Annotated in this window: 25 protein-coding genes; 13 read left to right on the top strand and 12 right to left on the bottom strand. The window is 75.0% G+C overall.

The window, feature by feature from the left end; all coding sequences use genetic code 11:
• Positions 1 to 40: 40 nt before the first annotated feature.
• The 5 genes from H6H00_RS04135 to H6H00_RS04115 all read right to left on the bottom strand — a co-directional run bounded on the left by H6H00_RS04135 (position 41) and on the right by H6H00_RS04115 (position 5621).
• Positions 41 to 1006 carry an AraC family transcriptional regulator gene (locus H6H00_RS04135; RefSeq protein WP_185720032.1) on the bottom strand — a complete coding sequence of 322 codons (966 nt, stop codon included), beginning with the start codon at positions 1004 to 1006 and terminating at the stop codon, positions 41 to 43.
• A gap of 85 nt (positions 1007 to 1091) precedes the next feature.
• The gene (locus H6H00_RS04130) at positions 1092 to 2192 is read right to left on the bottom strand and encodes a serine hydrolase domain-containing protein (RefSeq protein ID WP_185720031.1); all 1101 of its coding nucleotides are present in this window, start codon (positions 2190 to 2192) and stop codon (positions 1092 to 1094) included.
• Between the two features lie 36 nt (positions 2193 to 2228).
• Positions 2229 to 3104, bottom strand: a complete 876-nt coding sequence (locus H6H00_RS04125) for a hypothetical protein (protein WP_185720030.1) — start codon at positions 3102 to 3104, stop codon at positions 2229 to 2231.
• Positions 3105 to 3415: 311 nt separating this feature from the next.
• Complete coding sequence (locus H6H00_RS04120) at positions 3416 to 4402, bottom strand: hypothetical protein (protein ID WP_185722932.1); 987 nt, start codon at positions 4400 to 4402, stop codon at positions 3416 to 3418.
• Positions 4403 to 4481: 79 nt separating this feature from the next.
• Positions 4482 to 5621 carry an acyl-CoA dehydrogenase family protein gene (locus tag H6H00_RS04115; protein ID WP_185720029.1) on the bottom strand — a complete coding sequence of 380 codons (1140 nt, stop codon included), beginning with the start codon at positions 5619 to 5621 and terminating at the stop codon, positions 4482 to 4484.
• 56 nt (positions 5622 to 5677) lie between these two features.
• Here H6H00_RS04115 and H6H00_RS04110 point away from each other — a divergent pair, with 56 nt between their 5' ends.
• On the top strand, positions 5678 to 6259 hold the full coding sequence (locus tag H6H00_RS04110; protein WP_185720028.1) for a TetR/AcrR family transcriptional regulator: 582 nt from the start codon (positions 5678 to 5680) through the stop codon (positions 6257 to 6259).
• Positions 6260 to 6279: 20 nt separating this feature from the next.
• Here H6H00_RS04110 and H6H00_RS04105 read toward each other — a convergent pair whose 3' ends face one another.
• The gene (locus H6H00_RS04105; RefSeq protein ID WP_185720027.1) at positions 6280 to 6969 is read right to left on the bottom strand and encodes an alpha/beta fold hydrolase; all 690 of its coding nucleotides are present in this window, start codon (positions 6967 to 6969) and stop codon (positions 6280 to 6282) included.
• Positions 6969 to 7229 carry a hypothetical protein gene (locus H6H00_RS04100; protein WP_185720026.1) on the bottom strand — a complete coding sequence of 87 codons (261 nt, stop codon included), beginning with the start codon at positions 7227 to 7229 and terminating at the stop codon, positions 6969 to 6971. Before H6H00_RS04100 ends, H6H00_RS04105 begins: the two co-directional genes overlap by 1 nt.
• Before the next feature lie 144 nt (positions 7230 to 7373).
• Between H6H00_RS04100 and H6H00_RS04095 the strand changes: the two genes are divergently transcribed.
• A complete protein-coding gene (locus tag H6H00_RS04095) occupies positions 7374 to 7769 on the top strand; it encodes a hypothetical protein (protein ID WP_185720025.1) in 396 nt (131 codons plus the stop codon).
• A 97-nt stretch (positions 7770 to 7866) separates the two neighbouring features.
• A complete protein-coding gene (locus H6H00_RS04090; protein WP_185720024.1) occupies positions 7867 to 8676 on the top strand; it encodes a Bax inhibitor-1/YccA family protein in 810 nt (269 codons plus the stop codon).
• A gap of 94 nt (positions 8677 to 8770) precedes the next feature.
• On the opposite strand, the gene H6H00_RS04085 is transcribed toward H6H00_RS04090, so the two are convergent.
• Positions 8771 to 9991 carry an acetyl-CoA C-acetyltransferase gene (locus H6H00_RS04085; RefSeq protein ID WP_185720023.1) on the bottom strand — a complete coding sequence of 407 codons (1221 nt, stop codon included), beginning with the start codon at positions 9989 to 9991 and terminating at the stop codon, positions 8771 to 8773.
• Positions 9992 to 10118: 127 nt separating this feature from the next.
• Here H6H00_RS04085 and H6H00_RS04080 point away from each other — a divergent pair, with 127 nt between their 5' ends.
• From H6H00_RS04080 to H6H00_RS04070, 3 genes are all read left to right on the top strand, one after another.
• The gene (locus tag H6H00_RS04080; RefSeq protein WP_185720022.1) at positions 10119 to 10571 is read left to right on the top strand and encodes a pyridoxamine 5'-phosphate oxidase family protein; all 453 of its coding nucleotides are present in this window, start codon (positions 10119 to 10121) and stop codon (positions 10569 to 10571) included.
• A 79-nt stretch (positions 10572 to 10650) separates the two neighbouring features.
• Positions 10651 to 11007 (top strand): YciI family protein, encoded by a 357-nt coding sequence (locus H6H00_RS32125; protein ID WP_185720021.1) that lies wholly within the window; start codon positions 10651 to 10653, stop codon positions 11005 to 11007.
• Positions 11004 to 12269, top strand: a complete 1266-nt coding sequence (locus H6H00_RS04070) for an RNA polymerase sigma factor (protein ID WP_255425568.1) — start codon at positions 11004 to 11006, stop codon at positions 12267 to 12269. The genes H6H00_RS32125 and H6H00_RS04070 overlap by 4 nt, the downstream gene beginning before the upstream one ends.
• On the opposite strand, the gene H6H00_RS04065 is transcribed toward H6H00_RS04070, so the two are convergent.
• The gene (locus H6H00_RS04065; RefSeq protein WP_185720020.1) at positions 12241 to 12855 is read right to left on the bottom strand and encodes a sigma-70 family RNA polymerase sigma factor; all 615 of its coding nucleotides are present in this window, start codon (positions 12853 to 12855) and stop codon (positions 12241 to 12243) included. The genes H6H00_RS04070 and H6H00_RS04065 overlap by 29 nt on opposite strands.
• Before the next feature lie 348 nt (positions 12856 to 13203).
• Here H6H00_RS04065 and H6H00_RS04060 point away from each other — a divergent pair, with 348 nt between their 5' ends.
• The 5 genes from H6H00_RS04060 to H6H00_RS04040 all read left to right on the top strand — a co-directional run bounded on the left by H6H00_RS04060 (position 13204) and on the right by H6H00_RS04040 (position 19386).
• Positions 13204 to 14574, top strand: coding sequence for a cystathionine beta-synthase (locus H6H00_RS04060; protein ID WP_185720019.1), 1371 nt, complete (start codon positions 13204 to 13206; stop codon positions 14572 to 14574).
• Between the two features lie 96 nt (positions 14575 to 14670).
• Positions 14671 to 15510: a metal-dependent hydrolase gene (locus H6H00_RS04055; RefSeq protein ID WP_185720018.1), complete on the top strand. Its 840-nt coding sequence runs from the start codon at positions 14671 to 14673 to the stop codon at positions 15508 to 15510.
• Positions 15511 to 15677: 167 nt separating this feature from the next.
• Positions 15678 to 16502 (top strand): PDR/VanB family oxidoreductase, encoded by an 825-nt coding sequence (locus tag H6H00_RS32655; protein WP_439653258.1) that lies wholly within the window; start codon positions 15678 to 15680, stop codon positions 16500 to 16502.
• A gap of 8 nt (positions 16503 to 16510) precedes the next feature.
• On the top strand, positions 16511 to 18214 hold the full coding sequence (locus H6H00_RS04045) for an SDR family oxidoreductase (protein ID WP_185720017.1): 1704 nt from the start codon (positions 16511 to 16513) through the stop codon (positions 18212 to 18214).
• A gap of 23 nt (positions 18215 to 18237) precedes the next feature.
• Positions 18238 to 19386 carry a cystathionine gamma-synthase gene (locus H6H00_RS04040; RefSeq protein WP_185720016.1) on the top strand — a complete coding sequence of 383 codons (1149 nt, stop codon included), beginning with the start codon at positions 18238 to 18240 and terminating at the stop codon, positions 19384 to 19386.
• Between the two features lie 76 nt (positions 19387 to 19462).
• Here H6H00_RS04040 and H6H00_RS04035 read toward each other — a convergent pair whose 3' ends face one another.
• Together H6H00_RS04035 and H6H00_RS04030 are read right to left on the bottom strand one after the other, a co-directional pair.
• Entirely contained in the window at positions 19463 to 19684 is a 222-nt protein-coding gene (locus H6H00_RS04035) for a hypothetical protein (protein WP_185720015.1), read from the bottom strand.
• A gap of 35 nt (positions 19685 to 19719) precedes the next feature.
• Complete coding sequence (locus tag H6H00_RS04030; RefSeq protein WP_255425567.1) at positions 19720 to 20730, bottom strand: sigma-70 family RNA polymerase sigma factor; 1011 nt, start codon at positions 20728 to 20730, stop codon at positions 19720 to 19722.
• Between the two features lie 71 nt (positions 20731 to 20801).
• On the opposite strand from H6H00_RS04030, the gene ilvA reads away from it, so the two are divergent.
• Positions 20802 to 22055 (top strand): threonine ammonia-lyase, encoded by a 1254-nt coding sequence (gene ilvA / locus H6H00_RS04025; RefSeq protein ID WP_185720014.1) that lies wholly within the window; start codon positions 20802 to 20804, stop codon positions 22053 to 22055.
• Positions 22056 to 22102: 47 nt separating this feature from the next.
• Here the strand turns inward: ilvA and greA are convergent, their stop codons facing one another.
• Positions 22103 to 22597, bottom strand: coding sequence for a transcription elongation factor GreA (gene greA, locus H6H00_RS04020; protein WP_221775784.1), 495 nt, complete (start codon positions 22595 to 22597; stop codon positions 22103 to 22105).
• 476 nt (positions 22598 to 23073) lie between these two features.
• On the opposite strand from greA, the gene mca reads away from it, so the two are divergent.
• A complete protein-coding gene (mca, locus tag H6H00_RS04015) occupies positions 23074 to 23958 on the top strand; it encodes a mycothiol conjugate amidase Mca (RefSeq protein ID WP_185720012.1) in 885 nt (294 codons plus the stop codon).
• Positions 23959 to 23975 lie beyond the last annotated feature (17 nt).

Genomic DNA, 23975 nt, shown 5'->3' with positions numbered 1-23975 from the left:
GGGTCACGGTCGATCCGCCCGGCGCACCCGGGTGATCCGATCAGCGCACCTCGCGCAGCGTCCGGGACGGCGGGCGGCCGTAGCGCTCGCGGTACACCGCGGCGAAGCGGCCGAGGTGGGTGAAGCCCCAGCGGTAGGCGACCTCGGCGACCGAGCAGTGCGCGGGGTCGGCCGCCAGCAGGTCCTGGTGCGCCCGCTCCACGCGGACGCGGCGCAGGTGCGCCATGGGCGCGACGCCGACGTGCCGGGCGAACCCGGCCTGCAGCCCGCGGGTCGTCAGCCCGACCCGCCGGGCCAGGTCGGTGACGGTCCACGGCTGCTCGGGCCCGTCCTCCAGCAGGTCGACGGCCTGGCGGATCGTCGCGGGCCGCGGTGCCGCCGGGACCTCGTCGAGCAGGTCGCGGAAGGGGTGGTCGACCGCGTGCAGGAACCCCGCGACGACGCCGCGGGCCAGCGGCCGGGCCACGACCGGGCGACCCAGCGGGCCGTCCGGGTCGCCCGCCAGGTCGATCAGCGCACCGGCCAGCCCCCACCACTGCCGTCCGGGCCCGCTGCGCAGGTCGAGCCGCGGCGCGAGGGCGACGGTCGAGCGGACCGGGCGGCCGGTCAGCTCCTCCAGCGTCTCCTCCAGCACCGAGCGCTCGATCTTCAACCCGAACAGCCGCCCGCCGCCCGCCCACCCGTGCAGCCGGGTGCGCCCGTCGGGCCGGTAGACCGCGGCCGTCCCCGGGTCGGCGCAGACGTCGGCGTGCCCGGTCCAGGTGCGCAGGTCCCCGTCGAGCGGGACGTTGATCTCGTAGCCGGTCTCCAGCTCGTCGGTCTCGACGCGGACCTCGCCGCTGTAGGCCAGCAGCCCGGCCGAGACGGTGCCGAGGGAGACGGCCGACAGCGACATCGCGAACCCGCGGGGATCGTGCGCGACCGTGAGGCGGTGCGGGAAGTAGACGCGCCCGCACTCGGCACGGGCCTCGTCCTGGTCCGTGGTCGTGATCGACGTGCTCGGCATCGTCGCCTCCGCAGGTTCGCGGTTCAGCCTGCCGCCGGACCGCCGCAGGTCAACCGCGCCGTTCCTCGGAGGCGAACCGGCCGCGTCAGCCCTCCAGGATGCGCCAGAAGTGCGACCACACCGGCGTCGGACCGTCCGACCACTCCACCTGCGTGAGCAGGATGCCCGTGACCCCGGTCCCGGGGTGGGTGTTCCAGGACGTGCCGAGGCCGCCCTCCCAGCCGTAGCGGCCGTCGCGGCGCACGGCCAGGCCGAGGCCCCAGCCGAACCCGTCGGGGAGGAACACGCCGTCGGCCTGGCCGGGGTCGAGCTGGTCGCGGGTCATCTCCGCGACGGCCGCGCGCGGCAGCAGGTCGCCGACCCGCAGCGCCTCGCTGAAGGCCAGGTAGTCGTCGACGGTCGAGACGAGCCCGCCCGCACCCTGCGCGAACGCCGGCGGACGGCTCCACGCGCCCGTCGCGGGGTCGTCGGAGACCGCTCCGCCGGGCCGGTACATCGTGGCCAGGCGGTGGATCTCGGCGGCCGGTACGTGGAAGCCGGTGTCGCGCATGCCGAGCGGGGCGAAGACCCGCTGCCGCAGCAGGTCGGGCAGCGGGACGCCGGCCGCGCGCGCGAGCAGCACGCCGAGCACGTCGGACCCGGTGCCGTACATCCACCGCTCGCCCGGCTGGTGCAGCAGCGGGAGCGTGGCGAAGCGGCGGAGCCACTCGTCGGCCTCGGGAGGCGTCTGCGCACCCGGTGCGCCCTGGGCGAGGCCCAGGTCGTCGACGGCGCGCTGGATCGGGTGCTCGCCGGGCGTGGCGAGGACCAGGCCGAAGCCGAGGCGGAACGTCAGCAGGTCGTGGACGGTGATCGCCCGGCGGGCGGGGACGGTGTCGTCGAGCTCGGCGTCGAGGCGGCGCAGGACGCGGCGGTCGGCGAGCTCGGGCAGCAGCCGGTCGACGGGCTCGTCGAGGTCGAGCAGCCCGTCCCCGACGAGCAGCAGCGCGGCCGCGGCGACGACCGGCTTCGTCATGGAGCTGATCCGGAAGATCGAGTCGCGCTCGACGGGCGGGCCGTCGACGTGCAGGCGGCCGAACGCCTCCACCCGCACCTCGTCGTCGTGGGCGACGAGCGCGACGAGGCCGGGGACCTCCCCGGAGTCGACGTGCTCGGCGAGGGGGGACAGATCCGGCGTCGGGGTCACGTCAGGGCAGACCGGCGGGGCGGCCGGAACTCATCGTCAGCAGGGGGGATCCTGCGCGGGGGCGCAGGTGGGGGGCGTGGAGCTGGTCGACCCGGGCGGGTTCGGGCGAACCGGGAAGAGGTCGACCTGGTCGCCGTCCTCCGTCGGGGCGGCCGCGGAGGTGCTCGGCTGGACCTCCACCGGTGCGGGGGCCGGAGCCGGCGCCGGGACGGCGGGCGCCGGGGCGGGGGTGACGGGCACCGCGGCCCGCGGGCGGGTCCGGGCGACGTCGGCGACGACCTGCTCGGCGATCGGGTCGGGCGTCACCGAGGCGGGGACGGTCGGGATCAGGGTGGGCGAGGGGCGGACGCTGGTGGTGGGCGACGCGGCCGGGCGCGTCCAGCCGTCGTCGTCCTCGCGCCCGCCGGCGACGGTCGCCCCGACGACCAGCAGCAGCGCGAGCACGCCTCCGCCGACCAGGTACGGGACGCGCCGGTCGCGCGGCCGCGGCACCGGCGCGAACTCGTGCGCCGGGCGGACGGCGTGCAGCGCGGTGGTGGCGTGCTCGGTGACGTCGGGCAGCCGCAGCTCGATCTCGAGGTCGCCGTGCGGGCCGTGGGCGACGAGCGCGACCGCGGCGGGCCGCCCGCCGGACCCCAGCAGGTCGTGGACGTGGGGGAGGTAGCGCTCCGCCATGAGCGGGGCCAGCTCGCCGACCCGCCACCCGTCGAGGAGCACCTCGACGCCCGGCCGGCCCGCGTCGGCCCCGACGGTGATCGGGGCCGGTCGCAGCTCGACGGCCACGTGCCGCGGCTGCCCGTCGCCGACCGGGGCCCAGGGAGCGAGAACGGCCTGGTGGTGCTCCTCGCCGACGACCACGACGGTGTGCGCGGCGTCCAGCAGGGTCAACCCGTGGGTCGAGTTCTCGAGCATGGTCCCCTCGATGGAGTAGCGGTGATCCCCTTGCTGATCGAGGATCATCGCTCACCGTTACCGATGACCGGTACGGGTGGCCTGTCTTTAGGCCGAACGGTACTGATCGGTCGGCCGATCGGTCACCCGGATGCGGCGAACGCCGACCTCTGCCCCCGGGTGATCGTTCCGAGGGGGGTGTGGAGGTGGGGCCGACGACCACCCGACGCGTCTCGCGGCGATCTCGGGCTGCCGCACCGGATGCAGGTGCGTCCCGCGGCGATCGTGCTCCGTCGGGATCCGCGCCGATCACTCGCCGCCCACGCCGTCGGTTACTCGCAGCCGACCCCGTCGTCGTCCGCGTCGAGGCCGTAGATGTCGCTGCCGGTCACCCGCACCGGGCCGCTCACGTAGGCGGGCCCGTTGCCGGAGCCGCCGGCGCAGTCGACGTCGCTCGCGATGGGTACGCACCCGCTGTAGTTGGGGTCGCAGCCGCCGCCCTGCGGCTCCGGCTCCGGCTCGGGCGCCGGGCGCACCGGCTCCGGCGCCGGGCGCACCGGCTCCGGCGCACGCGTGGTCGTGCGGGGCGCGGGGGCCGGGGCTCGGGTCTGCGGGGCCCGGGTGACCTCGGCCGGCCGGACCACCGGGGCGTCGGCCTCCTCGACCACGACGGGTGCGGTGGTCGGGGCGGGGGTGGTGGCGCGGGTGGTGGTCGGGGCCGCGGACTGCGTCGTCGTCGACGGTGCGGCGGCGGCGACCGTCGGCACCTCCCCGTCGCGGCTGCCGCCGATGCTGGAGCCGATCACCACCAGCGCCGTCAGCACGCCGGCCCCGACCCACAGCGGTCGCCTGCTGCGCCGCCGCCCCCGCCCGGGGCCGGTGGTGTCGGGCCCGGGCCACCCGCCGGGACCGGCGTTGCCCGGCCACCCGCCGGGCGCCGGTCGGGGGGCCGGGGGCGCGGGCGGCACCGGCGGCAGGGCGGCGGTGCCGCCGGCCACGACCTCCGGCAGGAACAGCTGCATCTCGACCAGCCCGCGCCGGCCGCGCACCACCATCGCCACGCATCCCGGGCGCTCCCGGCGCCGCAGGACCTCCTGCAGGTGCGGCGCGTAGCGCTCCGACATCAGCGCCGTGAGGACGCCGACCCGGCGCCCCTCGAGCCGGACCTCGATCACCCGGCGCCCGCGGGTGCCGGGCACGAGGTCCAGCGCCACGGCGACCCGGCGCGGCCTGCCGTCGGCGCGCGGGGCCCACGGCGCCAGCGCGGCCTGGTGGTGCTCCTCGCCGGTGACGACGACCTCGTGCTCCGGATCGAGCATCCGCAGACCCTGCGACGAGTTCTCCACATTCCCCCCACGTGATGACAGCCACACGTAGATCGGGAGATCGCGCGCGGCGTTACCGGGCGAGCTTGCGGCTGATCACCAGGCGCTGGATCTGGTTGGTGCCCTCGAAGATCTGCATGATCTTGGCCTCGCGCATGAACCGCTCGACGGGGAAGTCGCGGGTGTAGCCGTAGCCGCCGAGCACCTGCACGGCGTCGGTGGTGACCTTCATGGCCGCGTCGGTCGCGATCAGCTTCGCGACGGACGCCTGGCGGGAGTAGTCGCGACCGGCGTCGCGGCGGCGGGCGGCGTCGAGGTAGGTCGCCCGCGACGAGTCGACGGCGGCGGCCATGTCGGCGAGCAGGAAGCCGAGCCCCTGGTGGTCGATGATCTTCTTGCCGAACGCGCTGCGCTCGTGGGCGTAGTCGACGGCGGCGTCGAGGGCCGACTGGGCGAGCCCGGTGGCGACGGCGGCGATGCCGAGGCGCCCGGAGTCGAGCGCGGAGAACGCGATGGGCAGGCCGTCGCCCTCCTTGCCGATCAGCCGGTCGGCCCCGATGACGGCGCCGTCCCAGTTCGCGGTGACGGTGGGGATCGCGTGCAGCCCCATCTTCTCCTCGGGCCTGCCGAAGCTCAGGCCCTCGGTCCGTCCCGGGGCGAGGAAGCACGAGACGCCGCGCGAGCCCTCGCCGGTGCGGGCGAACAGCGCGTAGAAGTCGACGATCCCGCCGTGGGTGATCCACGCCTTCGTGCCGGTGATCCGGTACCCCGCGTCGACCTTCTCGGCCTTGCAGGCGAGCGCGGCGGCGTCGGATCCGGCCTGCGGCTCCGACAGCGAGTACCCGCCCAGCAGCTCCCCTGCGAGCATCCGCGGCAGCCACTCCTCCTGCTGCGCGGCCGTGCCGAACGAGGCCAGCGGGTGGCAGGACAGCCCGTGCACCGACAGGGCGATCGCGACCGCGGCCCAGCGCGCCGCGAACTCCTCCAGCACCTGCAGGTAGACCTCGTAGGGCTGCCCGCCGCCGCCGTGCTCCTCCGGGTAGGGGAGACCGAGCAGGCCGGCCTCGGCGAGCGTCGCGAACAGGCCGTCGGGGTAGGTCTCGGCCCGCTCGTGCTCCTCGACGCGCGGCGCCAGCTCCTTGTCGGCGATGTCGCGGACGAGGGCGAGCAGGTCCTCGGCCTCCTGGGTGGGCAGCAGGCGGTCGACAGCCATGTCGGGACTCCATCGGTACTCGAGCGGGTACGTGAGTACCGGCTAGAGTAATCGACATGACGCAGGCGCGGGGGGTGGCGCGGCGCACCGCGCTGTTCGACGAGCTGGTCGACCTGCTGCTCGACGAGGGCTTCTCCCACCTCACCCTCGACGACCTCGCCGCCCGCCTGCGGTGCTCCAAGCGCACCCTGTACGCGCTGGCCGGGAGCAAGGAGCAGCTGGTGCGGGCCGCGGTCGTGCACTTCTTCCGCGGGGCGACCGAGCGGGTGGAGGCGGCGGTGGCCGCGCGCACCGACCCGGCCCGGCGGGTCGACGCCTACCTCCGGGCCGTCGCGACCGAGCTCGCCGCCGCGTCGCCGCGCTTCTTCGACGACGTCGCCGGCTTCCCGCCCGCCGCCGAGGTGTACGAGCGCAACACCCGGGCCGCGGCCCGTCGGGTCCAGCAGCTCGTCGACGCCGGGATGGCGGCCGGGGCGTTCCGGCCGGTGCACGCGGGCTTCGTCGGCGACGTCGTCAGCGCGACCATGGTGCGCATCCAGCAGCGGCGGGTGGCGGCGGGGACGGCGCTCGGCGACGCGGAGGCCTACGCCCACCTCGCCGACCTGCTGCTGCACGGCCTCGCCCGCCCGCGGACCTGACCCGGCGCGGTCGCGCCGGGTCAGGCGAGGGTCAGCAGCAGCGCCGCGAGCTCCTCGGGGCGGTTCTCCGGGACCATGTGGGTGGTCGCGATCTCGTGGTAGCGCCAGGCGTCGGAGGTGCGGGCGCGGGCGGCGGACGCGTCGAACGCCGACCCGTCCGGGTCCTGCGTGGCCCGGATGTAGGTGAGGCCGACGCCCCGCTGCTCGACCGGCACCGAGACCCGGACGGGCTCGGTGAGCGTGCGCATCGGCTGGGCGTGGCGCCGCGGGTTGGAGCGGGCGGCGACCATCGGGTCGTCGAACGTGCGGATCCCCGCGGGCACCGTCGGCGGCGCGTCGGGGGAGTCGTCGCCCAGCCGGCCGCCGGTCAGCGAGTGCACGCTGTCGCCGTCGTCGGGGACGAAGGCGTCGAGGTAGACCAGCTCGCGCACGCGGTCGGCGATCAGCTCCATCGCCCCGGTGACGACCATGCCGCCGTAGGAGAAGCCGAGCAGCACGGCGTCCTCGACGTCGTCGTAGTGCAGGACGTTGACGACGTCGCGCACGTGCAGCGACAGGTCGACGTGCGGCCCGGTGAGGTGACTGCGCTCGCCGAGCCCGGTGAGGCTCGGCGTCAGCACCTCGTGCCCCGCCGCGGAGAGCAGACCGCGCACCGCGCGGAAGCCGTAGGACCCGCCCCACGCGCCGTGCACGAGCACGAGCACGGTCATCAGCGGGCGGGCGTGCCCGCGTCCCGCACTCCGGCCGGGTCGGCCGCGGTGCGCGAGGCCAGCGGGCCCGTGCTGCGCTTCTGCAGCCAGCGGCGGCCGGTGTGCAGGGTGCGGCTCACGACGTTGGGCCCGCGCCGGGACTCGACCAGGTCACCGATCTTGCCGAGCAGGAACCCCACGACGGGGGCGCCGACGGCCAGGATCAGCCACATCCGCAGGCGACGCGAGAAGAAGGCCCACATGTTCGTCCACACCCTCACTGCCGGCACCGCCGCCGGCTGGTCGCGCCGACCCTAGCGGCGCCGCCGACCGGGTGCGCGCCGTGGTCGGGAGGGGGCGCACGCACGGGTGACGGGCGTAACATCGGCCCGGTGGCGGGTGCCCGGTCGCCCCTGGTGGGGTTGATGATCCTCCTTCTCGTCGCAGTGACGCCGACCCTGGTGTTCTGGGCCGCCCTGCGGCTGGTCCCGCGTGCGGTCTCCGCGGTGCAGGAGCGGCTGCAGGAGCGCCGTCGCCGCGCGGCGCCGGGCCCGTCGCTCGAGCGGGCCGTGGCCGACGTGCGCCGGCTGCGCCGCGAGATCCGCGCGGGCCGGCCGACCAGCCGCGTGCGCCAGGTCGCGCTGCTCTGGGCCTACGACGACGTGCTGCTGCAGGTCTGCGCCATCGTGGGGGTGGCCGAGCCGCCGCTGGCCACGGCCGCGGAGACCGACCGCGCGTTCGCCCGACTGCTCACCGAGGCCGCGCTGGAGCAGGCCGGGGTCGCGCTGGACCCGCCACGGGGAGACACGGCCGCCGCGTAGAGTCCAGACCGTAATGTTCTCTTTACCATCACGGGGAACGTCGACAGAGCGTCCCGCGTTGGACAGGATGCACGGCATTCATCCAGGGAGGATCCAGGTGCGCACCAGCAGCAACCCGGCGTTCCGCAACCTGCCCGGCGGGCAGGGCAACGGCTACGCCACGTTCGACCGCCAGGGCGGCGCGATGAGCGGCGCCGCCGCCTACGCCGACACCCGGGCCTCGCAGGTCGACCCGGCGCGCGCCGGGAGCGGTGAGCGCCCGATCACCATCGACGACGTCGTGATGAAGACCGGCCTGAGCGCGGGCACCGCGCTCGTGCTGGGCACGCTCACCGCGATCTCGGGCCTCTACGCGCTCGCGCTGCCGGCGTTCATCGTCGGCTTCGTCGTGTCGCTCGTCCTGATCTTCAAGCCCAAGTTCGCCGGCGCCCCGTTGGTGCTGCTCTACTCCGCAGCGATGGGTGTGGCCCTCGGCGGCATCTCCGGCGTCTTCAACGACATCTACCCCGGCATCGCGCTGCAGGCGATCGTCGGCACGGCGGGCGTGTTCCTCGGCATGCTGGTCGTCTACAAGACCGGCGCCGTCCGCGTCACCCCGCGCTTCACCAAGTGGCTGATGGGCGCCCTCATCGGCGTCGTCGTGCTCATGCTGTTCAACCTGGTGATGAGCCTGTTCGGCATCAACACCGGGCTGCGCGACGGCGGGCCGCTGGCCATCGGCTTCAGCCTGCTCGTGATCGGCGTGGCGGCGTTCAGCCTGCTGCTCGACTTCGACCAGGCCGACCAGGCCATCCGTGGCGGTGCCCCGGCGAAGTTCGCCTGGTACATCGCCTTCGGCCTGATGACCACGCTGGTCTGGCTCTACATCGAGATCCTGCGCCTGCTGAGCTACCTGCGTCAGGACTAGCACCACCCGCACGACAGCTCCACCTGTACGACAGCCCCACCCGCACGACAGCGGCCCCGCACCGATCGGTGCGGGGCCGCCGTGCGTCCGGGGGTCAGCTCAGGCGCTCGAGCACCATCGCCATGCCCTGGCCGCCGCCGACGCACATCGTCTCCAGCCCGATGCTCCCGTCGCGGCTGCGCAGGCCGTTGAGCAGCGTGGTGGTGATGCGGGCGCCGGTCATGCCGAAGGGGTGGCCGATGGCGATGGCGCCGCCGTGGACGTTGAGCTTGTCCTCGTCGATGCCGAGGTCGCGGGCCGAGGGGATGACCTGCGCGGCGAACGCCTCGTTGATCTCGACGAGGTCGATGTCGTCGATGGTCATGCCGGCGATCTTGAGCGCCCGCTTCGACGCCTCGACCGGGCCCAGGCCCATGATCTCCGGCGACAGGCCGGACACGCCCGTCGAGACGACGCGCGCGAGCGGCGTGAGGCCCAGCTCGGCGGCCTTCGTGTCGGACATGATCACCAGCGCGGCGGCGCCGTCGTTGAGCGGGCACGCGTTGCCCGCGGTGATCAGGCCGTCGGGGCGGAACACCGGCTTGAGCTGGCTGACGCCCTCGTAGGTCGTGCCGGCGCGCGGGCCGTCGTCGGTGGAGACGATCGTGCCGTCCGGGAGCGTGACCGGGGTGATCTCGCGGGCGAAGAAGCCGTCGGCGATGGCCTTCTCGGCGAGGTTCTGCGAGCGGACGCCGAAGCGGTCCATGTCCTCGCGGGTGACGCCCTTGGCGCGTGCCAGGTTCTCCGCCGTCTGCCCCATCGCGATGTAGACGTCGGGCACGTCGCCGGTGCTGCGGGGGTCGATCCAGGTGTCGGTGCCGGACTCCGCGGTGGCCTCCGTGCGCGCGCCGGCCTCGGCGAACAGCGGGTTGCGGGTGTCGGGCAGCGAGTCGCTGTTGCCCTTGGTGAAGCGCGAGACCGTCTCGACGCCCGCGGAGATGAACACGTCGCCCTCGCCGGCCTTGATGGCGTGCAGCGCCATGCGCGTGGTCTGCAGCGACGACGAGCAGTAGCGGGTGACGGTGGTGCCGGGCATCGTGTCGTGGCCCAGCGCCACGGCGACGACGCGGGCCATGTTGAAGCCCTGCTCCCCGCCGGGCAGGCCGCAGCCGAGCATGAGGTCGTCGACGTCGGTGGGGTCGAGCTCGGGCACCTGCGCCAGCGCCGCCCGGACCATCTGCGCGGCCAGGTCGTCGGGACGGATGCCGGCCAGCGACCCCTTGAACGCGCGGCCGATGGGTGAGCGGGCCGCTGCGACGATCACGGCTTCGGGCATCGTCGATCTCCTCGGTGATGGGGACGGTTTCCGCCATGGAGGGTACTCGCGGGTAACCGAGGTGGACGTCGGCGACGACGTGACGTGCCCCGCTCTCACCCCGCCGTGGGCACGGCAAGCTGGGGGCATGGCCACCTGGAAGGAGCTCGAGTCCGCCGAGCCGGGGTTCGCCGCCCGGGCCCGCGCGCTCCTCGACGCCCACAAGCACAAGACCATCGCCACCCTGCGCGCCGACGGGTCGCCCCGGATCAGCGGCATCGAGGTGCAGTTCGTCGGCGACGACCTGACGTTCGGGTCGATGCCGGACGCCCGCAAGGGCGACGACCTGCGGCGCGACCCCCGGTTCGCGCTGCACAGCGCGTCGGTCGACCCGCCGGAGGACCACGCGTCGTGGGCCGGGGACGCGAAGGTGGCGGGGCGGGCCGTGCCCGCCGGGTCCGTCGAGGGCCCCGGCTCCGGCGACCTGTTCCGCGCCGACGTCCGCGAGGTCGTCATCACCGGCCTGAACGCCGACGCGACCCTGCTGGTCGTCGAGTCGTGGACCCCGGAGCGCGGGCTGCGCCGGGTCGAACGCGAGTAGCGCTGTCGATTCCGCACGGGCCCGTTCGTCGTCATGCTGTGCGGCGTCCCGGCCGCACCAGGTGACAGGAGAACCGTCGATGAAGTACATGCTGCTGATCTACGGCCCCGCCGAGGGAGACTGGTCGGAGGAGGGCGTCCAGGAGGAGATGGACCGCTACTGGGCCTACGAGAAGGCGGTGGCCGAGGCCGGGGTGATGATCGCGAGCGACGCGCTGCAGGGCGTCGACACCGCCACCACCGTCGCGGTGACCGACACCGGCGAGCGGATCGTCACCGACGGGCCGTTCGCCGAGACCCGCGAGGTGCTCGGCGGCTACTACCTCCTCGACGTCCCCGACCTCGACGCCGCCATCGACTGGGCCGCCCGCTGTCCCGGCAGCCAGCGCGGCCAGCGGATCGAGGTGCGACCGGTCCTGGAGTTCGAGGCGCCGTGACGCAGCCGCGGGCGGCCGGCTCGGTCGAGCACGTGTTCCGCGAGGAACGGGGCCGGCTGCTCGCGGTGCTCGTCCGGCAGTTCGGCGACCTCGACCTCGCCGAGGAGGTGGCCTCCGACGCCGTCGCCGCCGCGCTGGAGCGCTGGCCCGTCGACGGCGTGCCGGCCCGGCCGGGGGCCTGGCTGCTCACGACGGCCCGGCGCCGCGCCGTCGACCGCCTGCGCCGCGACCGCGCCTACGCCGCGCGGCTCGCGGTGCTGCAGGTCGAGGCCGACCGCGCGGGACCGGCCGTCCCCGTCGACGAGGACGGCGACGTCCCCGACGAGCGCCTGCGCCTGTTCTTCACCTGCTGCCACCCCGCCCTGCCGCTGGAGGCGCAGACCGCGCTGACGCTGCGCTGCCTGGCCGGGCTGTCCACGCCGGAGGTCGCCCGGGCGTTCCTGGTGCCCACGGCCACCGCCGCCCAGCGGATCGTGCGGGCCAAGAAGAAGATCCGTGACGCGCGCATCCCGTTCCGGGTGCCGGAGGCCCGCGAGCTGCCCGACCGGCTCCCCGGCGTGCTGCGCGTGCTCTACCTGATCTTCACCGAGGGCTACGCCGCCAGCTCGGGTGCGGAGCTGGTGCGGGCCGACCTGGCCGCGGAGGCGATCCGGCTGGTCCGCATCCTGCGCGGCCTGCTGCCGGCGGAACGCGAGGTCAGCGGCCTGCTCGCGCTCCTGCTCCTCGTCGACGCCCGCCGCGACGCCCGCACCGGCCCCGACGGCGACCCGGTGCTGCTCGACGACCAGGACCGGTCGCGGTGGGACGCCGTCGCGATCGCGGAGGGGCGGGACCTCGTGGTGCGGGCGCTCACCGGCGGCCCGCCCGGCGCCTACGGGCTGCAGGCGGCGATCGCGGCCTGCCACGTCGAGGCCGCCGACGTCGCGACGACCGACTGGCCGCAGGTCGTCGCGCTCTACGACGTGCTGCGCCGGGTGGCCCCGTCGCCGCTGGTGGACCTGAACCGCGCCGTCGCGGTGGCGATGCGCGACGGGCCGCAGGCCGGCCTCGCGCTGCTCGACGCCCTCGCCGGGGACCCCCGCCTGCGCGGCTACCACCTGCTGCCCGCGGCCCGCGCGGACCTGCTGCGCCGGCTGGACCGGCGCGCCGAGGCCGCAGGCGCCTACCGCGCCGCGCTGGACCTGGTCGGCAACGAACCGGAGCGCCGCTACCTGCTGCGTCGCCTCGCCGAGGTCAGTCCTCCTCCGCCAGGTTCTCCGTGAGCAGCTGGCGGAGCTTGTGCATCGCCCGGTGCTGGGTGACCCGCACGGCCCCGGCGGTCGTGCCGAGCAGCCGCGCGACCTCCTCCGCGGGGTACCTCAGACCGATCCGCAGGTGCAGGATCTCCCGGTGGTGCTCGGGCAGCCGGGCCATCGCCTCGATCATCCGCACCACCTCGGTGGACAGGATCGCGGCGTGCTCGGGACCGGGGCCGTCGTCGGCGTTGTCGGGCAGGGTGTCGCTCGGCGTCGAGCGGTCGCGCCCCGAGTACCGGTAGGCGTCCACGATCTTGAACCGGCAGATGCCGAAGACGAAGGCCATCACCGACGTGCCGTCGGGCCGGAAGCGCGGCAGCGCGTCGCAGACGGCGAGCAGCACCTCCTGCGCGACGTCGTCGGGGCCCTGCGCGCCGCCCGCCCCGAGCAGCTTGCTGCGGCAGTACCGGACCACCGGCAGCCGGATCCGGCGCAGGAACTCCTCCAGTGCGGGCCGGTCGCCCCGCCCGGCGAGCCGGGCGAGGCGTTCGAGCTCGGGATCGTCGTCGCTGGTGTCCCCGCCCGGCGGACCGGGCGGGTCGTGGTCCTGCACGGAGTTCCCCTCCTGCGGTGCTGCGTACGACAGCTCGCGCCCACGGGGCCCGTTGCGGGGTCGCCGGCGTGCGGAGATGTGATGGGGAGCCGCCGGCGCGCAGCGTGAGCCGACGCGGGGGCGGCCCCTTGGGGAGCGCCCGGAGCCTTGTTCCCGGCCGATGTGCCCGTCGACCGGAGGACCGTGCGGTGGCGAACCGTAGTCCTCTCGCCACTCCCAGCAGTCCTTTCGGGGGGCGATCGGCGTAATGCGTACGGCGTGGTGCGCCTGCGTGTTCGCTTTGCGTCCACGGACCCCGGTGTGCGACCTCGTCCGTGGACCCGCGACGGGGTGGGGGACGATGGGGGCATGCGCTATGTGGAGCACGTCGCCGACCTCGTCGGGAACACCCCGCTCGTCCGGCTGGGCACCGTCGCCGAGGGCATCGCGGCGACGGTGCTGGCCAAGGTCGAGTACTTCAACCCCGGCGGCAGCGTGAAGGACCGCATCGCGCTGCGCATGGTCGAGGCGGCGGAGGCCTCGGGTGAGCTGCGGCCCGGCGGCACGATCGTCGAGCCCACCTCCGGCAACACCGGGGTCGGCCTCGCGATGATCGCCCAGCGCCGCGGCTACAAGTGCGTGTTCATCTGCCCGGACAAGGTCAGCGAGGACAAGCGCAACGTCCTGCGCGCCTACGGGGCCGAGGTCGTCGTGTGCCCGACGGCGGTGGAGCCCGACCACCCCGAGTCCTACTACAGCGTCTCCGACCGCCTCGCCCGCGAGATCGAGGGCGGCTGGAAGCCCAACCAGTACGCCAACCAGGCCAACCCCGAGTCGCACTACCTCGGCACCGGCCCGGAGATCTGGGAGCAGACCGACGGCCGCATTACGCACTTCGTGGCGGGCATCGGCACCGGCGGCACGATCAGCGGCACCGGGCGCTACCTCAAGGAGGTCTCCGACGGGAAGGTGCAGATCATCGGCGCCGACCCGGAGGGATCGGTCTACTCCGGCGGCGGCGGCCGCCCGTACCTGGTCGAGGGCGTCGGCGAGGACTTCTGGCCGTCGACCTACGACAAGGACATCTGCGACCGGATCGTCGCGGTGTCCGACGGCGACTCGTTCGACATGACCCGCCGGATGGCCCGCGAGGAGGCGCTGCTGGTCGGCGGCTCGTGCGGGATGGCGACGGTCGCGGCGCTGCGGGTCGCCCGCGAGCTGCCCGAGGACGCCGTCGTCGTGGTCCTGCTGCCCGACGGCGGCCGCGGCTACCTGGGCAAGGTCTTCAACGACGCGTGGATGTCGGGCTACGGCTTCCTGCCGCCCGCGCAGGGCTCCACGGTCGGCGACGTGCTGCGCCGCAAGGACGGCTCGCTGCCCGACCTGGTGCACGCGCACCCGAACGAGACCGTCGCCGACGCGGTGCACTACCTGCGCGAGTTCCACGTCTCGCAGATGCCGGTCGTCCGGGCCGAGCCGCCGGTGATGGCCGCGGAGGTCGCGGGCGCGGTCGTCGAGCGCGACCTGCTCGACGCCCTGTTCACCGGCCGCGCACAGCTGTCGGACCGGCTGGAGAAGCACATGTCCCCGGCCCTGCCGACGATCGGCGCGGGCGAGGCGCTGGAGACCGCGATGGGGGCGTTCTCCACCGCCGACGCCGCGCTGGTGCTGGTCGACGGCAAGCCGGCCGGCGTGGTCACCCGCTCCGACGTGCTCGCGTTCCTCGGCTCGGGGGGCTGAGCGCGGGGCCGGGGCTTGCCAGGACCTGGTCCGTGCCGCATGGTGTGACCGGTGGTTACATGTAACCACCGGTTACAGCTACGGCAGGGAGGCCGCATGACCCGGGTCGACGATCCCGCGGACCTGGTGCTCGTCGCCCGCGACGTGCACTTCGACTGGGCCGGCCTGCCGCTGCACTGGGTCCCGGGCGAGCCGGTCGGCACCCACGTGCTCAACGTGCTGCACCTGCTGCTGCCCGCGGGCGAGCGGTTCTTCGTCGACCTGTTCACCCAGGCCCTGCCCCGCATCGCCGACGACGACCTGGCCGACCAGGTGCGCGGGTTCATCGGCCAGGAGGCGATGCACGCGCGGGCCCACGACGAGGTGCTCGACGTGCTGCGCGCCGCCGGGATCGACACGCGGCCCTACACCGACCAGGTCGAGTGGATCTTCGGGTGGCTGCTCGGGGGCGGGTGGGAAGGACAGGGCCTGGTCGAGCGGCTCGCCGTCGTCGCCGCGATCGAGCACCTGACGTCGGTGCTGGGCGACTGGGTGCTCGGCGCGTCCGCCCTCGACGACGCCGACCCGGTGATGCTCGACCTGCTGCGCTGGCACGGGGCCGAGGAGGTCGAGCACCGCTGCGTCGCCTTCGACACCCTCGCCCACCTCGACGACTCCTACCTGTGCCGCGCCCGCGCGAGGCTGCTCGTCGCGCCGGTGCTCACCTGGCTGTGGGCGCGCGGGGCGCTGTTCCTCACCGCCGCCGACCCGACCTGCCCGCGGCGCGCCCGCTGGAGCGACTGGCTCCGGCTCGGCGGGCGCGGCCTCGTGCCGGACCCGTTCGCGATGGCGTGGCAGGTGGCCCGCTGGTTCCGGCCGGGCTACCACCCCAGCCAGGACGGGTCGACGGCGCGCGCGGTGGCCTACCTCGGCACCTCGCCCGCGGCGAACCGGTGACGGCGCTCGTCCCGTCCGGGACCCGGGACCCGGCGGTGCCGCGCGACCTGCGCGGGCGCGACCGGCCCGACCGCGCCATGCGCCTGCTCGCCGCCCTCGCCGGCGGGTACCGCGCACTCGCCCGCGGCGACGGGCGCGACCCGGCCCGGGTGGACCGGACGCTGCGGATGGTCGTCGCGGACCGGGCGGTCGTCGCCGACGGGGTGGTCGCGCTGCGCCTCGCCGGGCTCGGCCCGCTCCCGGTCTGGCAGCCCGGCTGCCACCTCGACGTCGAGCTGCCGTCGGGGCGCCGTCGGCAGTACTCGCTGACCGGCGACCCCGCCGACCGGCACTGCTACCGGATCGCGGTGCGGCTCGTCGGGCCGGGGTCGGCCGAGGTGCACGGGCTGCGCCCGGGCGCCCGGGTCGCCGTCCGGGGCCCGCGCAACGCGTTCCCCTACGTGCCGCGCCCGCGCATGCTGTTCGTCGCAGGCGGCATCGGGATCACCCCGATCGCGCCGATGGTGCGGGCCGCGGCCCGGTCCGGCGTCGACTGGCACCTGCTCTACACCGGCCGGACGCGCGCGAGCATGCCGTTCCGCGACTCGCTCGGGTCGCCGTCCCGGACCACCCTGCACGCCGACGACGAGCACGGCGTGCCCACCGACCTGCTCGCCCGCGCGGCGCCCGGCGGCGCGGTGTACGCCTGCGGCCCGCCCCCGATGCTCGACGCGGTCCGCGCCGCCTTCCCGGCGAGCCCCGCCACCGCCCTGCACGTCGAGCGGTTCTCGCCCCCGCCCGTCGTCGGCGGGCGCGCGTTCCGGCTCGTGCTCGCGCGCAGCGGCGCCGTGCTCGACGTCCCGGCCGACCGCACCGCGCTCGACGTCGTCCGCGAGGTCCGGCCCGACGTCGCCTACTCCTGCCGGCAGGGGTTCTGCGGGACCTGCCGCGTCGGCGAGCACCTCCTGTGCACCGACCGCCCGGCGGGCGACCGCCTCGTCCTCGACCTGTAGGGAGCCCCATGAAGCAGCTCGTCCGCTCCGGTGACGTGCGGCTCGCCGTCTGGACGCACGGCGACCCGGCGAACCCCACAGTCGTGCTCGTGCACGGCTACCCCGACACCCACGTGGTGTGGGCCGACGTCGTCGAGGAGCTGGTGGACCGGTTCCACGTCGTGACGTTCGACAACCGCGGCGCCGGGGCGTCGGACTGCCCGCCCGGCATCGACCCCTACCGCATCGAGAACCTCGCGGCCGACCTGCGCGCCGTCCTCGACGCGGTGTCGCCGGACGAGCCGGTGCACCTCGCCGGGCACGACTGGGGCGCGATCCTGGCCTGGGAGCTGGTGGCCGACCCGTCGGCGGCCGGCCGGATCGCCTCGTTCACCTCGGTCGCGGGCGGCTGCCTGGACCACATCGGGCACTGGATGCGCGGCTGGGCGTCGCACCCGCGGGCGTCGGCGGTGCAGCTGCTGCACTCCTGGTACGTCGCGGCGTTCCAGGTGCCGGGCCTGGGTGCGCTGCCGTGGCGGCTGGGCCTGGGGTCGCAGTGGGACGCGCTGCTCGCGCGGCTGGAGGGCGTCGCGCCGCGGGAGCGGGTGCGCACCCGCGGGGCCGACGGCGAGATCGGGGTGCGGCTCTACCGCGCCAACGTGCTGCGCCGGCTGACGGACCCGGGGGAGCGGCGCACGACGGTGCCGGTGCAGGTCGTGCACGCCGACGACGACCACTACGTGCGGCCCGGCATGGCCGCCGACCTCGACCGCTGGGTGCCGCAGCTGTGGCGGCGCCGGATCGCGGCCGGGCACTGGGCGCCGCTGACGCACGGCCCCGTGCTCGCCCGGATGATCACCGAGCTGGTCGACCTGGTGCGCGGGACGCACGCCGCCCCGGCGCTGACCCGCGTCCGCGGCGGCGGGGAGTTCGGGGGGAAGCTCGTGCTCGTCACCGGCGCGGGCAGCGGCATCGGGGCGGCCACCGCGCGGGCGTTCGCGGCGCTGGGGGCCGAGGTCGTGGCGGTCGACGTCGACGCCGCCGCCGCGACCCGCACGGCGGACGAGGTCGGTGGGCACGCCCACGCCGTCGACGTCTCCGACGAGGCCGGGATGCGCAAGCTCGCCGACGACGTCGTGGCCGCGCACGGCGTGCCGGACGTCGTCGTCAACAACGCGGGGATCGGGCACTCCGGCACGTTCCTCGACACCACCGTCGACGAGTGGCGCCGCGTGCTCGACGTCAACCTCTGGGGCGTGGTGCACGGCTGCCGCGAGTTCGGGGCCCGGCTGGTGCAGCGCGGCGAGGGCGGGCACGTCGTCAACGTCGCCTCGGCCGCGGCGTGGCTGCCCGCGACGGACCTCGCCGCGTACGCGACCAGCAAGGCGGCGGTGGCGATGCTCTCGGACTGCCTGCGCGGGGAGCTCGCCGGCCACGGCGTCGGCGTCTCCACGATCTGCCCCGGCATCGTCGACACGAACATCACCCGGACCAGCACCTTCTCCGGTCTCGACGACTCCGCGCAGGAGGCCCGCCGCGCCCACGCCGCGTCGGTCTACGGGAAGCGGAACTTCCGGCCGGAGGGCGTCGCGGCCGAGATCGTCGACGCCGTGCGCCGCGACCGGGCCGTCGTGCCGGTGACGCCGGAGGCGAAGGTCGTGCGGCTGCTGGCGCGCCTGTCACCCGCGCTGCTGCGCACGCTCGCCGCCGGAGGGCTCGACCGGGGCCACTGAGGACGGCGCGTAGCGTGGCGGACATGCCGGGCTTCTCGACCAACGCCATCCACGCGGGCCAGGAGCCCGACCCCACGACCGGAGCGGTGATCACGCCGATCCACCCGTCGTCGACGTTCGCGCAGGACGGGGTCGGCGGGCTGCGGGCGGGCGGCTACGAGTACTCGCGCTCGGCCAACCCCACCCGCACCGCGCTCCAGGAGTGCCTCGCGGCGCTGGAGGGCGGCCGGCACGGCATCGCGTTCGGCTCCGGCATGGGCGCCTCCGACGTGCTCATGCGCGTGCTGCTCGCGCCCGGCGACCACCTCGTGATCCCGCACGACGCCTACGGAGGCACGTTCCGGCTCGTCGACAAGATCCTCACGGGCTGGGGCGTCGAGTACACCCCGGTCGACCTGGGCGACGTCGACGCGCTGCGGGCCGCGGTCCGGCCCACCACCCGGGTGATCTGGTGCGAGACCCCGACCAACCCGCTGCTCGGCATCGCCGACATCGCGGCGCTCGCGTCGGTGGCCCACGAGGCGGGCGCGCGGCTCGTCGTCGACAACACCTTCGCCTCGCCCTACCTGCAGAACCCGCTCGCCCTCGGGGCCGACGTGGTGCTGCACTCCACCACCAAGTACGTCGGCGGGCACTCCGACGTCGTCGGCGGCGCGCTGGTCACCAGCGACGACGAGCTGGCCGAGCGGATCCGGTTCACGCAGAACTCGGTCGGCTCGGTGCCCGGCCCGTTCGACGCCTGGCTCACGCTGCGCGGGGTCAAGACCCTCGCCGTGCGGATGGAGCGCCACTGCGACAACGCCGAGCGGGTCGTCGAGCTGCTCGCCGGGCACCCGGCGGTGTCGGGCGTGCTCTACCCCGGCCTGCCCGAGCACCCCGGTCACGAGGCCGCGGCGAAGCAGATGCGCCGCTTCGGCGGGATGGTGTCGTTCACCGTCGCGGGCGGGCGGGAGGCGGCGCTGGCGGTCTGCGCGGCGACGCGGCTGTTCACCCTGGCCGAGTCGCTCGGCGGCGTCGAGTCGCTGATCGAGCACCCCGGGGCGATGACCCACGCGTCGGTGGCGGGGTCGGCGCTGGAGGTCCCGGACGACCTGATCAGGCTCTCGGTCGGCATCGAGGACGTCGAGGACCTGCTCGAGGACCTGCGCACCGCCCTCGACGCCGCGCGGTAGGCCGGCTCACCTCGGGCTCCGGACACCGGCCGGGCCGTTCACCGCGATCCGGGGTGGGCCGTCCGAGCCGGGGCGGTCAGCCCTTGTCGGCGGCCTCGCCGTCGAGCGGGGCGGGGGCGGGCGGGTCGGCCACCAGCAGGTCGCCCGCGGCGATGCAGCCGCCGACCAGCTCGTAGCCGCCGTCGACCATCTCGAGGTAGCCCGGCTCGTCGCATCCCGCGTCGTGCACCGTGGCCACCGCCACGGCGGCGAGGGCGGCCGCGGCCAGCAGCGGAGCGAGCACCCGCAGCCGCGTCATCCGTCGTCCTCCCCTGGAGCGCCTTCACGGCAGCCCTACACCTGCGAGGCTACCGGGTGATCGGCCGGCAGGCTCTCCGGCAGCCCGAACACCCCGAACAGGGTGAGGTCGAGGAACGTGGCGACGTCGGTGACGGTCCGGCCCGCGAACGTGAGCACCTGCAGCGCGAACGGGTGGAACGCGCGATCGTCGCCGCGCAGGTACAGCGCGAAGCCGGGCTGGGCGTTGGCCGCGATCGGCAGCAGGCGGAAGTCGTCGGGGCCGCCGGGGCAGCGCAGCTCCAGGTGCTGCGCCACGTGCGCGCGGCCGCGGTACCAGGACTCGAAGGGCGGCATCTCCCAGGCGACGTCGGCGGCGAGCAGGGAGACGATCGCGTGGACGTCCTTCACCTCGAACGCGGCGACGTAGCGGTCGAGCAGGTCGCGCTGGGCGGCGGTGAGCGGCGCGGGGGCGTCGTCCTGCGTGGGAGCGACCTCCTGGAGCTGCGCCCGCGCCCGCTGCAGCGCGCTGTTGACCGCCGCGACCGAGGTGTCGAGCAGCTCCGCGACCTCCGCGGCCCGCCACTGCAGGACCTCGCGCAGCAGCAGCACGGCCCGCTGCCGGGCCGGGAGGTGCTGCAGCGCGGCGACGAACGCGAGCCGCACCCCCGCCCGTGCGGCGACGACGGCCGCGGGGTCGGCCCCGGCGTCGGGGCACACCGCGTCGTCGGGGGCGGGTTCCAGCCAGGCGATCTCGGGGTTGTCGCGCAGGGGGTCGTCCGGGTGGGAGCCCGTGCCGTGCAGCCCCGCGGGCATCGGGCGCCGGCCGCGGACCTCCAGCGCGGTGAGGCAGGTGGTGGTGGCGATCCGGTGCAGCCACGTGCGCAGCGACGAGCGGCCCTCGAACCGGTCGTAGGCCCGCCAGGCCCGCACCAGCGTCTCCTGCAGCACGTCCTCCGCGTCGTGCACCGACCCGAGCATCCGGTAGCAGTGCGCCAGCAGCTCGCGCCGGTAGGGCGCGGCCAGCTCCAGGAAGTCGTCCTGGGCGGGCCGTTCGATCGTGGTCACGGCGTTCTCCCCTCCACGTGGGGCCCAGACTAGGGCCGGGGTCTGACGGTTCCGGGTGCGAGGATGCCGCCATGGCCGTCGCAGACCCCCACGACCGGCCGGTGCCCCCGGTGAGCGCGGACGACATCCGCGCCGCCCGGGAGCTGCTGGCCGGCGTCGTCACCACCACCCCCGTCGCCCGTTCGCGGGCGCTCGCCGAGCGCTGCGGCGGCCCGGTGTGGCTCAAGTGCGAGAACCTGCAGCGCACCGGGTCGTTCAAGATCCGCGGCGCGTACACCCGGCTGCACCGGCTCGACGCGCGGGAGCGCGCGGCCGGGGTCGTGGCGGCGAGCGCGGGCAACCACGCCCAGGGCGTGGCGCTGGCCGCGCAGCTGCTGGGCATCGAGGCCACCGTGTTCATGCCGGTCGGCGCGGCGATCCCGAAGGTCGGGGCCACCCGCGGCTACGGGGCGCGGGTGCACCTCGTCGGCGAGACGATCGAGGGCTCCATCGCGGCCGCCGTCGAGTTCGCCGAGCGCACCGGTGCGGTGTTCGTGCACCCCTTCGACCACCCGGACATCATCTCCGGCCAGGGCACCGTCGGGCTGGAGATCCTGGAGCAGGTGCCCGACGTCGCGACGGTGCTCGTCTGCACCGGCGGCGGCGGGCTGCTCGGCGGCGTCGCCGCGGCGGTGAAGGCCCGGCGGCCCGACGTGCGGGTGGTCGGCGTGCAGGCCGAGGGGGCGGCGGCGTGGCCGGGCTCGATGGCCGCCGGCGCCCCGACCACGCTGCCCTCGATGCGCACGATCGCCGACGGCATCGCGGTCGGCCGGCCGGGCGACCTGACCTTCCCCCAGGTCACGGCGCTGGTCGACGAGATCCTCACCGTCGACGAGGACGCGCTGTCCCGCGCGCTGCTGCTGTGCCTGGAGCGCGCGAAGATGCTCGTGGAGCCCGCCGGGGTCGCGGGGGTGGCGGCCCTGATGGAGCACCCGGACCGGTTCGCGACGCCGGTGGTGGCGGTGCTGTCCGGCGGCAACGTCGACCCGCTGGTGCTGCTGCACGTGATCCAGCACGGCATGGCGGCCGCGCAGCGCTACCTGTCGCTGCGGGTGCGGATGGCCGACCGGCCCGGTGCGCTCGCGGGTGTGCTCACGCTGATGGGCACGCACGGGGCGAACGTCCTGGACGTGGCGCACACCCGGATCACCGGGGCGCTGGAGCTGGGCGACGTCGAGGTGGCGCTCACGCTGGAGACGCGCGGCCCCGAGCACTCCGCCGAGCTGCTCGACCAGCTGCGCGCCGCCGGGCACGTGACGGTCGACGAGCTGGGGCGCCGGGTCTGACCCACCGCCGCGCCCCGACGAGCGGGCACGGCGGTGGACGCGGGACGTCAGGCGCGGAACGGCTCCGCGGAGACGAGCGAGACCTTCATGCTGCCGCCGTCGGGCAGCGGGTACTCGCGGGTGTCGCCGACGTGGGCGCCGAGCAGGGCCGCCCCGAGCGGGGAGTTCGGCGAGATGACCTCCAGGTCGCCCCGGCTGCCCTCCTCGCGGGAACCGAGCAGCACCGTCTCGGTGTCGTCGTCGCCGTCGTAGCGGAGCTTGAGGACCATGCCGGGTGCGGCGGTGTCGGAGCTGGTGGGGGCGGTGCCGACCTGGGCGGTGCGCAGCAGCTCCTGCAGCTGCCGGATGCGGCCCTCCTGCTGGCCCTGCTCCTCGCGCGCGGCGTGGTAGCCGCCGTTCTCCTTGAGGTCGCCCTCCTCGCGGCGGGCGTTGATCTCGGCAGCGATGACGGGACGGTTGGCGATGAGCTGGTCCAACTCGTTCTTGAGCCGGTCGTAGGCCTCCTGGGTCAACCAGGTCACCTGGGTGTCCGTCACGGTCATCACTCCTCCAGCCTTGTACAGGTCACCACTCCACGGACCCTGTGTCCGTGGCCGGGACCCACCCGTCTCGGGCGCTCCCGTCCTCGGCGCTGCCCGGAGTGGCGCCCGGGTGGCCCCTGAGTAAGGAAAAACACGACCCGCCTGCGGGCCGTGTACAGCTCACGGTAACACGGTGTCAGCCGCTCGTCGCAGCTTTTCGTCGAACGGTCGACTGTCCGGAAAGGTTCCCGGCACCCCCATCGTCCCAGGTCAGCGCGTCCGATCGGGGGTCGCCGACGATCTAGAGGGGGCCGAACGGGCCCCCGTCGACGCCCGCTCGGACCACGGTGAGCGAGCATCCCGGTGACGTCTCGGGAAGGGTATGCGGACCCGGCACGTTGCACCGTCGGAGCGGACTCACCGGCGGACTGTCGGGGGGCTCTGCCACGATCGTTCCCAGCACGCCTCCTGATCCCGGAAGGACCACGGCCGAGCTCATGTCACTGCGACTGATGACGGTGCACGCCCACCCCGACGACGAGTCGAGCAAGGGCGCCGCCAGCTCCGCCCGCTACGTCTCCGAGGGCCACGAGGTCATGGTCGTGACCTGCACCGGGGGCGAGCGCGGCAGCATCCTCAACCCCGCGATGGACCGCCCCGAGGTGATCGCCGACCTGCCCGCGGTCCGCCGCGCCGAGATGGCGCGCGCCGCCGAGATCCTCGGCGTGCAGCACCGCTGGCTCGGCTTCGTCGACTCCGGGCTCCCCGAGGGCGACCCGCTGCCCCCGCTGCCGGAGGGCTGCTTCGCGCTGGAGGACCTGGAGGTCGCCACGCGCCCGCTCGTCGCGCTGATCCGCGAGTTCCGCCCGCACGTGATCGTCACCTACGACGAGAACGGCGGCTACCCGCACCCCGACCACATCAAGACCCACGAGATCTCGATGGCCGCGTGGGACGCCGCGGGCGACCCGAGCCGCTTCCCCGGCACCGGCGAGCCGTGGGAGCCGCAGAAGCTCTACTACTCCCACGGGTTCTCCAAGGCCCGCCTGCTCGCCTTCCAGGAGGCGATGGAGGCCCGCGGCATGGAGTCGCCGTACAAGGAGTGGCTGGAGAACTGGTCCGACCGGCCCGACCCGGGCCTGCGGGTCACCACCCGGGTGCGCTGCGACGACTGGTTCCACCTGCGCGACCAGGCCCTCATCGCCCACGCCACGCAGATCGACCCCACCAGCCGCTGGTTCCTGGTGCCGCCCGACATCCAGCGCGAGGTGTGGCCCACCGAGGACTACGAGCTCGTGCGCTCCACCGTCGACGCCCCGACCCCCGAGGACGACCTGTTCGCCGGGATCGAGGCCGAGGTGGCCGTGCGGCGGGCCGGCTGAGCGGCACGTAGGGTCGA

It is taken from the genome of Pseudonocardia petroleophila, from assembly GCF_014235185.1.
Lineage (GTDB): Bacteria > Actinomycetota > Actinomycetes > Mycobacteriales > Pseudonocardiaceae > Pseudonocardia > Pseudonocardia petroleophila.
Note: the sequence above shows the minus strand (reverse complement) of the source record. Positions and strands in the feature narration are given on the sequence as shown.

Excerpts from the sequence above, each read along its gene's own strand:
- H6H00_RS04135 (WP_185720032.1), bottom strand. The coding sequence starts at position 1,006 with ATGCCGAGCACGTCGATCACGACCACGGACCAGGACGAGGCCCGTGCC.
- H6H00_RS04125 (WP_185720030.1), bottom strand. The coding sequence starts at position 3,104 with ATGCTCGAGAACTCGACCCACGGGTTGACCCTGCTGGACGCCGCGCAC.
- H6H00_RS04120 (WP_185722932.1), bottom strand. The coding sequence starts at position 4,402 with ATGCTCGATCCGGAGCACGAGGTCGTCGTCACCGGCGAGGAGCACCAC.
- H6H00_RS04115 (WP_185720029.1), bottom strand. The coding sequence starts at position 5,621 with ATGGCTGTCGACCGCCTGCTGCCCACCCAGGAGGCCGAGGACCTGCTC.
- H6H00_RS04110 (WP_185720028.1), top strand. The coding sequence starts at position 5,678 with ATGACGCAGGCGCGGGGGGTGGCGCGGCGCACCGCGCTGTTCGACGAG.
- H6H00_RS04105 (WP_185720027.1), bottom strand. The coding sequence starts at position 6,969 with ATGACCGTGCTCGTGCTCGTGCACGGCGCGTGGGGCGGGTCCTACGGC.
- H6H00_RS04095 (WP_185720025.1), top strand. The coding sequence starts at position 7,374 with ATGATCCTCCTTCTCGTCGCAGTGACGCCGACCCTGGTGTTCTGGGCC.
- H6H00_RS04085 (WP_185720023.1), bottom strand. The coding sequence starts at position 9,991 with ATGCCCGAAGCCGTGATCGTCGCAGCGGCCCGCTCACCCATCGGCCGC.
- H6H00_RS04080 (WP_185720022.1), top strand. The coding sequence starts at position 10,119 with ATGGCCACCTGGAAGGAGCTCGAGTCCGCCGAGCCGGGGTTCGCCGCC.
- H6H00_RS32125 (WP_185720021.1), top strand. The coding sequence starts at position 10,651 with ATGAAGTACATGCTGCTGATCTACGGCCCCGCCGAGGGAGACTGGTCG.
- H6H00_RS04060 (WP_185720019.1), top strand. The coding sequence starts at position 13,204 with ATGCGCTATGTGGAGCACGTCGCCGACCTCGTCGGGAACACCCCGCTC.
- H6H00_RS04055 (WP_185720018.1), top strand. The coding sequence starts at position 14,671 with ATGACCCGGGTCGACGATCCCGCGGACCTGGTGCTCGTCGCCCGCGAC.
- H6H00_RS32655 (WP_439653258.1), top strand. The coding sequence starts at position 15,678 with ATGGTCGTCGCGGACCGGGCGGTCGTCGCCGACGGGGTGGTCGCGCTG.
- H6H00_RS04045 (WP_185720017.1), top strand. The coding sequence starts at position 16,511 with ATGAAGCAGCTCGTCCGCTCCGGTGACGTGCGGCTCGCCGTCTGGACG.
- H6H00_RS04040 (WP_185720016.1), top strand. The coding sequence starts at position 18,238 with ATGCCGGGCTTCTCGACCAACGCCATCCACGCGGGCCAGGAGCCCGAC.
- H6H00_RS04035 (WP_185720015.1), bottom strand. The coding sequence starts at position 19,684 with ATGACGCGGCTGCGGGTGCTCGCTCCGCTGCTGGCCGCGGCCGCCCTC.
- ilvA (WP_185720014.1), top strand. The coding sequence starts at position 20,802 with ATGGCCGTCGCAGACCCCCACGACCGGCCGGTGCCCCCGGTGAGCGCG.
- greA (WP_221775784.1), bottom strand. The coding sequence starts at position 22,597 with ATGACCGTGACGGACACCCAGGTGACCTGGTTGACCCAGGAGGCCTAC.
- mca (WP_185720012.1), top strand. The coding sequence starts at position 23,074 with ATGTCACTGCGACTGATGACGGTGCACGCCCACCCCGACGACGAGTCG.